The sequence below is a fragment of the Colwellia echini genome (genome assembly GCF_002843355.2).
GTDB classification, from domain to species: domain Bacteria; phylum Pseudomonadota; class Gammaproteobacteria; order Enterobacterales; family Alteromonadaceae; genus Colwellia; species Colwellia echini.
In genome coordinates this window covers 1-11,543 of record NZ_PJAI02000035.1, presented here as the reverse complement: position 1 = coordinate 11,543, position 11,543 = coordinate 1, and the positions used below count along the sequence as shown (strand labels likewise).

Sequence of the window (11,543 nt, the reverse complement as noted above, 5' to 3'; positions counted from 1 at the left end):
TACAAATAGTTGATATTGTTATACTTTACAATTTCATTATCCCGAACTCAGGTTATTGTAAGTAAAATGGCATAGGCTTAACGCACATTAAAATCTGCTTAGGCCAAATAATGAACCTTTAAAATTTTTGAAAGACGAAGGATAAACAATGATAACTGAGCAATTAATTTGGTTTATAGATGGCCGTTATTTTTATAAAAATATCACCCTTGATAAAATAACTCAGCTTGCCAACGCTCATAACAACCAGCTTAAAATAATCATAGACGTTAAAGTAAAGTCGACTGAGCGCTGGTATTGGCATTCAATGGTTGATGACTCATTAACCAGTAACGAAGGCTTAGCCGCAATAGTCCAAAAAAAACAAGTACTTCAAAAGGCACTATCCATGAGTGCAATTAAAGCTGAAATTATCACCACTGAATCTTCTGAACATGTAAAAATAATAAATGCTGAAGTAGCCAAAGCAAATAATAGCTTAGTTATTATTGAAGATGCTGCCGCTAAGCTTCGCCATTCTATTTTCCAAAGGCTGACTGAAATTGATGCGCCAGTATTACTGCTAGGTAAAAAAGTATGGAATAAACCCATCAAAATGATCGGTGCAGTTGACCCTTTGCATGAGCACGATCGCCATGCAAAAATTGATGAACATATTGTTAGCCAATTGAAAGCGTGGGCGAAGTCTTTAACCGTTAAGTGGCAAATAGTTCATTCTTGTTATATTTCATCAGTGTTATACGGTTACGAGCGTAAAGTGCAGCAAATGCACCAAAGCGCGTTAAAAGAGTTTGCCAAAAAAAATAATGTTAGTGTTGAGCAATACACCTTATTAGAAGGTTTGCCTGAAGAGGCTGTTGAGTCTTTTATTAATAAAAATCATATTGATATTTTATTTATCGGTTTAGTAAACCGTAGTATGGTGGATAAATTCTGGGTGGGCAGCACAACTACCCATTTTTTATATGAACCACCATGTGATTTATTACTGATTAAACGCTAAGTTAATTTTTAAGGGGTTAATGCTCATAGCACTAACAGCGACGATTAAACCTCTGAATTACTCTTTCCCTTAATTATTAATGTGCTTTGTGTAGCTAAAAGCTAAAGCTTAAACCTTGGTGTCTTCAGGTGTTATTTCATCAACATTTTCTTTGCTACGCACCATCACTTCAAACGGTTTAGTTTGATTACCCGCATAAAGACTAACGTGCGGAAACGGTATTTCAATACCTTGTTGATCAAAAGTTTTTTTTATGGTTTGATACATTTCGTTTTTAAGTGTGAGAAAATTCTCACGTTTTGACCATACTGAAAACTGAATATCAACTGATGAAGTGCCAAAGCCCGTTAAAATAAACAGTGGCGCAGGCTCTTCTAAACAGATTACATTTTTTTCAGCAATCTTAAGTAATATTCCACGTACTTTCTCAATATCTTCTTTGTAAGCTATACCTAACTTTAAATCCGCTCGTCTGATCGGGTATTTGGTCATCGTGGTTACAGGGCTTTTTATCATACTTTCGTTCGGTATTCTGACAAATAAGTTATCGAAGGTTCTTAGCTTAACCGACAATAAATCAATTGAGATAACTTCACCCAAAATGTCATTAACCTTGATCACGTCACCTATAGAAAAAGGTCGTTCTAGCATTAAAAATAAGCCGCTGATCAAGTTGGAAGCCGAAGTTTGTGACGCAAAACCGATAGCTACGGTAAATATACCTGCCGCGCCAAGCAGTATGGTTAAATCAATACCAATATGTTTTAACGCTGATAACGCGAATAACATTAACAAGGTATAAAAAACAGTTCGTTTTAATAAAAACATACCATGTGTGGTTAACTTTTTATCGGCAACTTTTACGGCCGCACTACTGACCGCTTTAGCAATAAAGTAGCCCACTAAAAAGAGTATTAACGCCTGCATTGAGGCGTATAAGTGTGAATCTTTGAGTAGCGCTAAAAAATCATTAATCAATGTCATTGCCTAATTTATCCAAATAAATTGCTAATTCTGCGTATTAATTTCCCATGCTCCGATAATACCCGCGGTTTACTAATAAAGGTAAGCGCGTCAAAATCAGAGGGAAATTTTTTCTCGATGATCAATTCAACATCAGCGGAGTCATCTTTAACTTCTATCGTCAATCGTGATGTCCATAATTGATTTTTACTGTCGCTGTACAAGTGCAAATAATTCACCGGCACATTAATTCGATTAATTGTTAACGCTTTATTATGATTATTAATTAACATAATTGACGTTGTTGCGCGATGTGGATGTAAGTCTAATTCATCGATATCTGTTTTTGCCGTAGTGTATTTTGCATAACAAAGTTGACCATCAATCGTTGAACGACCGAACCATGAGTCTGAGGGGCGCCAAAATGGTAGGTCAACTAAGGGTTTAGCTCCAGGAAAAGTTTCAGCGTAAAACCAAAGAGGTGTGCTAATAAATAATTGTGTTTTTTCCCCAGCAAGAATAGTTAATGGCGACGAGGGACGAGCGATAAAAGTTCGATCAGCTAACAGCGGATACACCTTTATTTTATCTGTAGTCATTTGCTCTAAAAAACGCCCTGCAGCAACCTTATCATCTAGATTAAATGCAGAGCCGTCAGAAACAATAATATCATCGCCCTCTTCATCACTTTCTATATTCCACAAATTCCACTCAGTTGCTTTGCGTTTAAGTAAAATAGCCCGTTCGCCTACGCTCCAGGACTGTTGTTGCTGCACATTAAAAGTAAACTCGCCCCACCAGATATTGTTCTTCATTATTTACTCACTATCATTATTAGTGTTTTAAATTAGCAAGTTAAAACTTTTATAACAAGGGAAGTCGCTTTCCTCCCCTATACGAAATATACCCATTACTTTAATTGGAGCTATTATAGCCAACGTTTTCTTTTAAATAAGACAATAAGTACCACTGAAATAACCGCCATTACACCTAGTAACGTAAAGTAGCCATGTTCAAATTTTAACTCTGGAATATATTCGAAGTTCATCCCGTAAATACCTGCTAAAAATGTTAATGGCACAAATAACGCGGTGATAACGGTAAGTACTCGCATGGTAGAGTTTAATTGATGCGAAGTAATCGACATATAGCCATTAATTAAGTCACCACAAATATCGTAATACATTTGTGAAAGACTTAATAATCGGTCAAGTCTATCTCGTAAATCATTAACTGTGTGCTGCTCTTCGTCAGTTATCAGATTAGTTTCATCATCATCCATGTACGCATTTAACGTATCGCCAATGGTAACGTGATAACTAAAAGTTCTTCTTATTTTTACTAAACGAGAACGATGAGCGGTAATTTCACGCATCATGCTATCGTTGCCACTAATTTGAAATTTATCTTCAATCGCTTCAAGATGCGCTTCAAAGTCAAATAATTGTTTCAGGTAAGTACCACAACTACTGTGAAATATTTTTAATGCTAAATGAATAGGGCTACGTGCTAAGTGTTTTTCACCTGTGGTATTAAATAACGCATTTATCGCTATAGAGCTTTCAGCATGACATGTAATCAAAACACGTTCACCGATAAACAGTCCAACTTGAACGTGTTCAAAAGTTAAGTTTTGTTTTTTAGCAACAAAGCCGCGATAAAGTAAGAAGATATAATCATCAAACAGTTCTACTTTAGGTGGATGTCTATCTCGTTGTGCATCACTTATCGCTAACGCATGACAACCAAACTCGGTTAATACTGCGTTTTCACGCTCTCTGTCTACTTTATCTAGATCAATCCACAAGGTGGTACTTTCATCTTTTTGCCACTCACTGACTAGTTCTTCACCTCCCATCTTGGTTGGGAAAGACGGAGAAATTAACATACACTTGATCATGAAAAATCCTTATAAAAATTATAAAAAAGCATCACAGCGACACATGCGGATGATAAACTAACTAAAATTTATTACCTACAATAATATAAGCCTAAATAACAAATAAAGCGCCATTAATTGTTGTTATCTCAACAGCTAACGTTGATAATTCCCTCCATTAACTTGTTTTTTCTAATTAGGACTGTCACATGTCAACTGACATTATTATCTGGTGCGCTATCGCCATTTGCATAACTCACTCGGCTATTTTTTCAGGGTTAAATCTTGCGTTTTTCTCTATCAGCCGATTGCATTTAGAAGTAGAAGCAAAAAAGGGTAATAAAGCAGCACAAAAGGTTTTGACATTAAGAGATGATTCAAACTTTTTATTATCCACAATTTTATGGGGCAATGTGGGTATTAACGTTTTATTAACCATGTTGTCTGATTCAGTATTAACAGGCGTTAGTGCCTTTCTGTTTTCAACCATTGCCATTACTATTATTGGTGAAATAACCCCACAAGCTTACTTTTCAAGACATGCATTAAAGATGGGTAGCTTATTGACGCCTGTTATTCGTTTTTACCAAATTTTGTTTTATCCGGTTGCCAAACCAACAGCACTTATTCTTGATGGTTGGTTAGGAAAAGAAGGTATTACTTACCTTGAAGAAAGTGAATTGAGAAATATTATTCGCCAACACATTACTGCTGAAGAAGCAGATCTTAATCAAGTTGAAGGGATAGGCGCGTTAAATTTCTTTGCGCTTGATGAAATACACGTAACCCAAGAAGGTGAAGTGATTGATCCTAAATCAATTATCGCTTTACCAACTAAGTTAGATTTACCAATAATCCCGACGATTGAAAAAAGCCCTGAAGATCCATTTTTGATGTTAGTTAATCAAACTAATCATAGTTGGGTTATTTTAACTAACGAAGCAGGTTACCCATTACTAGTTTTGGATGCCGATGGCTTTTCACGTGCGGCCTTATACCAACAAGAAAGTTTTGACCCATACAGTTATTGTCATCGCCCTGTAGTAATTACTGATGAAACAACGCCCTTAAATGAAGCGATGTTACAAATGAAAGTAAACACCTCAACCGACAAAAATTTTGATGGGGTTATTGAACATGATGTTCTGCTAATTTGGGGGCAAACAAAACGTATTATTACTGGTGCAGATATTTTCGGATTACTGCTCAAAGGTATGCTACCTGTGATAAAGTAGCGCTAATGAATTAAGTATCAGTTTTAGCAACTACTAATACCAATCTCAATAGAATGGTTTTAATAAACAGCTGTAAACATGATATTTAGGTTAAAGTTTTAAAATAAGCGGGTATGTTTTCTATAATGGAATGGTTAAGTACAATGTTTGATATTACGGGTTTTTCTGATTTTCTGTTCAAAAATAAGTTCATTGTAACCGTGTTGGTTATCGCAACTTTTTTTTTGGTTAAGCATGTCATCTTAAAAATAATAAAACGTAAATCAAAAAGAGATAAAAGAGCACCGATCAATACGGTAAATAATTTATTTACTATATTGATTATTATCATGATGTTTAACCTCTGGTCTGATGAAATACAGAAGTTTGCTTTCTCTATCGCCGCATTTATCGTTGCCATTGTTTTAGCCACTAGAGAGTTCATTCAATGCTTTATTGGCTTTATTTATATTATTTCAAGTAGACCTTTTCGGGTTGGTGACTGGATACAAGTAGGCCCCCATGTTGGTGAGGTACACTCTACCGACTGGGCAAAATTAACCTTACTTGAAGTAGACCAAGATAATTATCAATATACCGGTAAAACCTTGTATGTACCTAATAGTAGCCTAATTACATCGGTCATTAAGAATCTTAACTTCCTAAAACGTTACGCTATGCATCACTTTACTATTGTGCGCGATGACAGTGTTAATCCGTTTGAATTTATAGATGCTTTGTATGAAAAGGCAAACTTTTATTGTAGTGGTTTTCAAGATGTAGCGGTTCGATATAACCATCTAATTGAAAACCGACTTGATGTAAAAATATCAGGTCCTAAGCCACATATTCAAGTAGCGACCTCGGATGTGGGAGACACTCAGGTATTTTTCACCATTTTTTGCCCTACCGAAAGTGCGATGAAGATTGAGCAAGATTTAACTGAAGATTTTATGAATTTATGGTTTGAGCGTAAGGCATTAAAAGAACAAGCGAAAATCAAATAGCATTATTTTTAATTCACCAAAGCTTTAAATTACTAAAGGTTTGAATTACCAAAAAGCCACAGAAGCAATCTAGATTACCATGATTACTTCTGTGGCTTTTTTATCAACTTTTCGTAGTTAGCTTTGCCATCCATATACCGTATACAGAGCCTCGCTAAAGTCAAAGACATTAACTCAACTAAAACTACAGTAAGAACCAACTACCTAAACCTAAGAATACTAAGAAACCAACAACATCAGTAACGGTAGTTAACAATACAGCTCCAGATAATGCAGGATCTATATTCATACGATTTAATATCGATGGAATTAAAACTCCCGAAGCCGCGGCGGCAATTAAGTTGCCTAAAATGGCAACCCCTAATACCAAGCTAATACCCAAATCATTAAACCATAGGTAAGTAAAGCCACCGATGATAACTGACCAAATAATACCGTTAGTTAGCCCCACTTTTAGCTCTTTAATAAGTAAAGCTTTTAAGTTAGCCTCTGTTATTTGTCCTAGCGCTAAACCACGAACAATCAGGGTTAAGGTTTGACTACCAGAAATTCCGCCCATAGATGCCACAACCGGCATTAACACCGCAAGTAACACGACTTGTTGTAAAGTCACTTCGAATAAGCCAATAACACCCGAAGCTAAAAAAGCGGTAATTAAATTAATACCTAACCAAACCCCCCGGTTTTTAGCACTTTGCCAAACCGTTGAGAATAAATCTTCATCTTTATTCAAACCACCTGACTGGTTTAACTTTTTAGCAGCGTCAGCTTCTTTAATATAATAGGCCGATGCAAAAGTAAAACGACCCATAAATAGACCTGATTCATCACATACTGGCAACGACATTTTCTCAGACAAAATTAGCGCTTCTGATGCGTCATCTATATCAGTATTGGCAGTCAGTTTGAGAAAATCAGACTCAATTAAGTCACTTAAAAGCGCGCTATCATCTGCATTAAGCAGGGTATGAATATTAACAACACCCGTTAATATCCCTTGCTTATTTACGGTGTAAAATTCTTCGGTATAGTTATTCAAGCCTTTATAAACCAGACGTTTAGCGCTTGATACTTTTAATTTTTCAGAAATACGTACGTAGTCGTAATCAAGGTTATGACCTAATTCATTATCATCATATTGTTGCGCTTGTTGATAAAGCGCTTTTTGCGATTCATCTAATTGTTTTATTGCGTAAGTTAAAAATCTATCAGGTAATGCTTCTGCTATTTCTAATAGTTCTTCAAGATCAATTTCGGCAAGTAACTCAAAACACTGTTCATCAGATAACGAATCAACCAACCATAAACGAGTTTCTGTTTTTACCTGAATAAAAGTAATACGTTGAATGTCGATATTTAAATGCGACCAAACCGCGAATCTTTTATCTAACGGCACAGCCTCAATTAATAAAGGGTATTGGTCATTGAATAAAACATTGTCTAAATCAACTAAAACATTATTAAGTTCAACATCATTTTTGGTGGCTAAAATATCATTTATTAATAAGGGTAATTGGTCTACTGTGTTTTCACTCATAGTTTTTTCACTCATAATTTTTATTCGTACTGCTTACATCCATAACAATGAATGAATAAATTTTAGCTAAAGGTGCCTCGAGAAAAACCAACTTATAAATAAAGCCAGTTTAGTAAGAAGGATAACGTAACCCACATTAATAAAATTAACGGAATACCTACACGCATAAAGTCTGAAAATTGATATCCGCCAGCATTCATTACTAACAAATTAGTTTTATAAGCCATAGGTGTTGCGTAGCTTAAGTTAGCGCCAAATAATACGGCTAAAATAAATGGCTCTGCCGGTAAATTAAGTTGGCTTGCAACAGAAATGGCGATTGGCGTACCAATAACCGCTGCCGCATTATTGGAAACAATATTAGTGAGTATCGCTAATAAAAGCATCAGTGCTGCGATAACGCCGCCTGGCGGTAATCCAAAAGATAATGCAACAAACACTTGCGCTATATACTCAGCACCGCCTGTGGTCATCATAGCCGCGCCTAAAGCCAATGATGCTGCAACAATTAAAATCACTTGCGTACTCAGCGCTGAAGATGCTTCCTCCCAGTTTAAGCATTTGGTTAATAATAAAACCAACACGCCGCATACTGCGCTGATTTCAATGGGTAAAATCCCTAGAGCAGAGGCCGCAACTACAGCAAGCAATGTACCTAAAGCAACAGGTGCCTTACTAGTTTGCGGTAGAGATTCCGCGCCATCTATGGTTAAAAACCCTTGCTTAGATTTTAGTACCTTGATTTGTTCGGTTTCACCTTGCACAAGTAACACATCACCAATTCTAAGGCGGGTATTACCGATACTACTACGCCCTATTTCCATCGCTTTACCAGCACGATGTAAAGCAATAACAGACACTGCATATTTTTGGATAAAATGTGCTTGTTGTAGGGTTTTTCCTTCAAGGCCAGAGCCTGCAATAATGACTATTTCAGCCAAGGTTTGTTTCTCAGCTTTTAACGGATGTTCATCGTCAACTTTATTGATCCCAGAAAACAAGGTGGCACCAAGTACGGTTTCATATTCTTTCAAACGATCAGGATAATCATGTACTTTTAATCTATCTCCTACGGTAAGAATTGTGTCAGGTAACGGCATAATATTGCGACTTTCAGGGCCCCGTTGCACACTTTCTATTTTAAGTTGACCGTCTGTTAAGGCGATTACATCAGCAATAGTTTTCTCGTTAATATGACTTTCTTCATTAATATTTAGATAAGCACTGAATAAGCGTGGCGATATATCTGGCATTGACGCAGTACGTTTAGGTAACAGTTTAGGCGCAATTAACCATAAATAAATGATGGCAACGACTGACGCCATGAGCGCTGGCTTTGCAAAATCAAATAACCCAAATTCTACCGCGCCCATGTTTTTAGCAATACTTACGACTAATAAGTTAGTAGAGGTACCAATAGTAGTAACCATACCGCCAACCAAAGTTGCTAAGCCCATAGGTAGTAACATAGGCGAAGAGTCTGTTTTAGTACGTATTGAAACGCTAATTAATATAGGTAAAAGTAGGACAACAACTGGAGTGTTGTTAATAAAAGCACTTAATGTCCCTGCTAATATAAGGGTTAACAACAGTGATAATGTCGGGCTGATTTTCCATAATTTAGCTAAATAGCGCCCGATAGGCTCTAGTGCTCCGGTGCGGACAATGCCAGAGCCAATAATCATTAAACAACATACGGTGACTAACGCTTCATGACCAAAGCCAAAAAATAAAGAGCTTGCTTCAAAATGTGTACCATCAACATAAAACGGAAAAACTGAAAACAGCAAGCATAAAATAGCTAATACCGATAATGATGAAGTTTCTAAAGGAATATCATCACGGCGAAATAAATATAAAGCGAAGGCCGTGATTAATAAAACCGCTAACGCATGGTAATTGGGTAGGTCTGGAATATTCAAAAGTATCACCCTGTTATAAAATACTGTTGGTTAATTGTAAGTAATTAAGCCATGTTTATCATAGTTAGCTTTTAACGATTAAGGCTGACTTTTTGTGATTAATCTAGATAACCTCAGTTCGGGTTAAGTTATTTTACTCAATATTAATCTTTATTAATAATTGTTATCGCACCATCAAGATGTACATCACGTTGCGGGAATGAAATAACAATATTGTTTTTCTCAAATAACTCATCAATAGCAAAACGTATATTGCTTTTGGCAACACGCAAGCCACCTTCAACATTAGACTGAATCCAAAAATTGACTTCAAACACTAGTGAGCTATCGCCAAAATCTTCAAAACTAACTATCGGCATTGGATCTTTTAATACTTCTTTTTGTGCAAGTGTTGCTTCTAAAACAAGATCTGCGACCGTTCTAGCGCGAGTGCCATAAGCAACGCCAACACTTACATTTGCTCTAACTAAGTTATCACGTAAGGTCCAATTAACAACTGTGTTTTCAAGTAATTTACTGTTAGGAATAAGCATATGAACACCATCAACACGTCGTATACGAGTAGAGCGGGTATTGATCTCTTCTACAACACCTTTGGCATTTTCAACCTCTAAAAAATCACCAATTTTAATTGGCCGCTCCCACATTAATATCCAACCACTGATGAAGTTGTTAATAATATTTTGTGCGCCAAAACCAAAACCAATAGCAATGGCCCCTGATAAAAAGGCAAAAGCGGTAATGGGAATGTTGATCATATCCAGTGTTGTGATCAACATGACGATGATTGCAATCACATAAAAAACACGTTGCAACAAATGTATGATATTAGGATCAGTATTATGATTAGTTAATCGACGCGTAATTAATCTTACAGACCATTTAGTGAGTAATAATCCTACATAAATAAAAATAGGAATTAATAAAACCTCACCGAGGGTGATTGCTTGATCAGAAACCTTAAAAACGGTTATTGATAATATCGATTTTATTTGTTCAAAATCCATAACGTTACCTTAACGTAAAACGATCAGTTCACTTAAATTAATGTGTTAACCTGCTCTAAAATGACCATCATGACCTTTAGCCAGAGTGAGATTAACTATTATTTATTTAGAGCCTAAGAATACTTTAGCAGGGTCTACCAAAAAGCGTTTACCAAGTGCCTCTCGACCAAACAGCATTAAATTACTCATATCTGATCGATCCGTCAGAGTGATTTCAATTAACCACTCTTCTTGACCAAGTATCACGGGGGTTTCAATAACATAACGCTCTTCTGCAGTACCGTTTGATGATTTTACCTTTCTAATATCACTGATTGGCGCAGTACAACGCTGAATTGTTTCTACATTATGTACATCAGGATGCAGGTCAAAGGTTACGCTATGTATACCGTTAATGATCGATTTTTTAATATTATCAACATGTAAAGATGAAGTTTTTGCACCAGTATCTACGCGTACTTGTAAGTCTGCGATGGAAAGCTCTGGTAAGGTAATTGATTCTAAACGGCCAATAATTGTTTTATTTTTTTGACTCATAAATATTCCTAGTGTTCTTTATAGCTAATCTTGCTTTGTTCGCCCGGTAAAATATCAAAATCACCGATACTTAAAATACCCATAAAACTCTCTTTAAGTGTTCGTAAATCGGTTAACTAGTTAAAAATCATTTTAAACAGTCACTGAAAAATTACTTGAATTAACCTTTACCACGAGTTTTAGTGCTATTAGGTTTGGCGTTTTTTTCTAAAAACTCAAACACCATGCCTGCAACATTTTTACCTGTAGCAGTTTCTATGCCTTCTAACCCAGGAGATGAGTTAACTTCCATCACCATTGGGCCATGTTGTGAGCGCAGTAAATCAACACCACACATATTTAAGCCCATTGCTTTAGCCGCTAAAATGGCAGTTTCGCGCTCTTCTTTAGATAATTTAACCACAGTTGCTGAGCCACCACGGTGTAAGTTAGAGCGAAATTCACCTTCCGCGCCTTGACGTTTCATCGCCGCAA

General features: G+C 36.3%; 11 protein-coding genes. 3 read left to right on the top strand and 8 right to left on the bottom strand.

Features of this window, described 5'->3' with window-relative positions; translation table 11 throughout:
- Positions 1-148: 148 nt before the first annotated feature.
- Positions 149-1,003, top strand: a complete 855-nt coding sequence (locus CWS31_RS16715; RefSeq protein WP_101345079.1) for a universal stress protein — start codon at positions 149-151, stop codon at positions 1,001-1,003.
- Between the two features lie 108 nt (positions 1,004-1,111).
- Here CWS31_RS16715 and CWS31_RS16710 read toward each other — a convergent pair whose 3' ends face one another.
- The 3 genes from CWS31_RS16710 to CWS31_RS16700 all read right to left on the bottom strand — a co-directional run bounded on the left by CWS31_RS16710 (position 1,112) and on the right by CWS31_RS16700 (position 3,866).
- Positions 1,112-1,987: a mechanosensitive ion channel family protein gene (locus CWS31_RS16710; RefSeq protein WP_101345080.1), complete on the bottom strand. Its 876-nt coding sequence runs from the start codon at positions 1,985-1,987 to the stop codon at positions 1,112-1,114.
- 8 nt (positions 1,988-1,995) lie between these two features.
- The gene (locus CWS31_RS16705) at positions 1,996-2,781 is read right to left on the bottom strand and encodes a hypothetical protein (protein WP_101345081.1); all 786 of its coding nucleotides are present in this window, start codon (positions 2,779-2,781) and stop codon (positions 1,996-1,998) included.
- A gap of 113 nt (positions 2,782-2,894) precedes the next feature.
- Positions 2,895-3,866: a magnesium transporter CorA family protein gene (locus CWS31_RS16700; protein WP_101345082.1), complete on the bottom strand. Its 972-nt coding sequence runs from the start codon at positions 3,864-3,866 to the stop codon at positions 2,895-2,897.
- Positions 3,867-4,054: 188 nt separating this feature from the next.
- Between CWS31_RS16700 and CWS31_RS16695 the strand changes: the two genes are divergently transcribed.
- Together CWS31_RS16695 and CWS31_RS16690 are read left to right on the top strand one after the other, a co-directional pair.
- Entirely contained in the window at positions 4,055-5,080 is a 1,026-nt protein-coding gene (locus CWS31_RS16695) for a DUF21 domain-containing protein (protein WP_101345083.1), read from the top strand.
- Positions 5,081-5,193: 113 nt separating this feature from the next.
- Positions 5,194-6,066 (top strand): mechanosensitive ion channel family protein, encoded by an 873-nt coding sequence (locus CWS31_RS16690; protein WP_246143601.1) that lies wholly within the window; start codon positions 5,194-5,196, stop codon positions 6,064-6,066.
- Positions 6,067-6,250: 184 nt separating this feature from the next.
- On the opposite strand, the gene CWS31_RS16685 is transcribed toward CWS31_RS16690, so the two are convergent.
- The 5 genes from CWS31_RS16685 to CWS31_RS16665 form a co-directional block, all read right to left on the bottom strand.
- Positions 6,251-7,603, bottom strand: a complete 1,353-nt coding sequence (locus CWS31_RS16685; RefSeq protein ID WP_101345269.1) for a magnesium transporter — start codon at positions 7,601-7,603, stop codon at positions 6,251-6,253.
- A 92-nt stretch (positions 7,604-7,695) separates the two neighbouring features.
- Positions 7,696-9,534: an SLC13 family permease gene (locus CWS31_RS16680; protein WP_246143598.1), complete on the bottom strand. Its 1,839-nt coding sequence runs from the start codon at positions 9,532-9,534 to the stop codon at positions 7,696-7,698.
- A 134-nt stretch (positions 9,535-9,668) separates the two neighbouring features.
- Positions 9,669-10,532, bottom strand: a complete 864-nt coding sequence (locus CWS31_RS16675; protein ID WP_101345085.1) for a mechanosensitive ion channel family protein — start codon at positions 10,530-10,532, stop codon at positions 9,669-9,671.
- Between the two features lie 102 nt (positions 10,533-10,634).
- Positions 10,635-11,069, bottom strand: a complete 435-nt coding sequence (locus tag CWS31_RS16670) for an ATP-dependent zinc protease family protein (RefSeq protein ID WP_101345086.1) — start codon at positions 11,067-11,069, stop codon at positions 10,635-10,637.
- A gap of 160 nt (positions 11,070-11,229) precedes the next feature.
- The coding region (locus CWS31_RS16665; protein WP_484038967.1) for an ATP-grasp domain-containing protein at positions 11,230-11,543 on the bottom strand (314 nt) is incomplete at its 5' end.

Bases quoted from the DNA above. Each gene is read 5' to 3' on its own strand.
- CWS31_RS16700 (WP_101345082.1), bottom strand. From the start codon at position 3,866: ATGATCAAGTGTATGTTAATTTCTCCGTCTTTCCCAACCAAGATGGGA.
- CWS31_RS16710 (WP_101345080.1), bottom strand. From the start codon at position 1,987: ATGACATTGATTAATGATTTTTTAGCGCTACTCAAAGATTCACACTTA.
- CWS31_RS16670 (WP_101345086.1), bottom strand. From the start codon at position 11,069: ATGAGTCAAAAAAATAAAACAATTATTGGCCGTTTAGAATCAATTACC.
- CWS31_RS16695 (WP_101345083.1), top strand. From the start codon at position 4,055: ATGTCAACTGACATTATTATCTGGTGCGCTATCGCCATTTGCATAACT.
- CWS31_RS16705 (WP_101345081.1), bottom strand. From the start codon at position 2,781: ATGAAGAACAATATCTGGTGGGGCGAGTTTACTTTTAATGTGCAGCAA.
- CWS31_RS16690 (WP_246143601.1), top strand. From the start codon at position 5,194: ATGTTTTCTATAATGGAATGGTTAAGTACAATGTTTGATATTACGGGT.
- CWS31_RS16675 (WP_101345085.1), bottom strand. From the start codon at position 10,532: ATGGATTTTGAACAAATAAAATCGATATTATCAATAACCGTTTTTAAG.
- CWS31_RS16685 (WP_101345269.1), bottom strand. From the start codon at position 7,603: ATGAGTGAAAACACAGTAGACCAATTACCCTTATTAATAAATGATATT.
- CWS31_RS16715 (WP_101345079.1), top strand. From the start codon at position 149: ATGATAACTGAGCAATTAATTTGGTTTATAGATGGCCGTTATTTTTAT.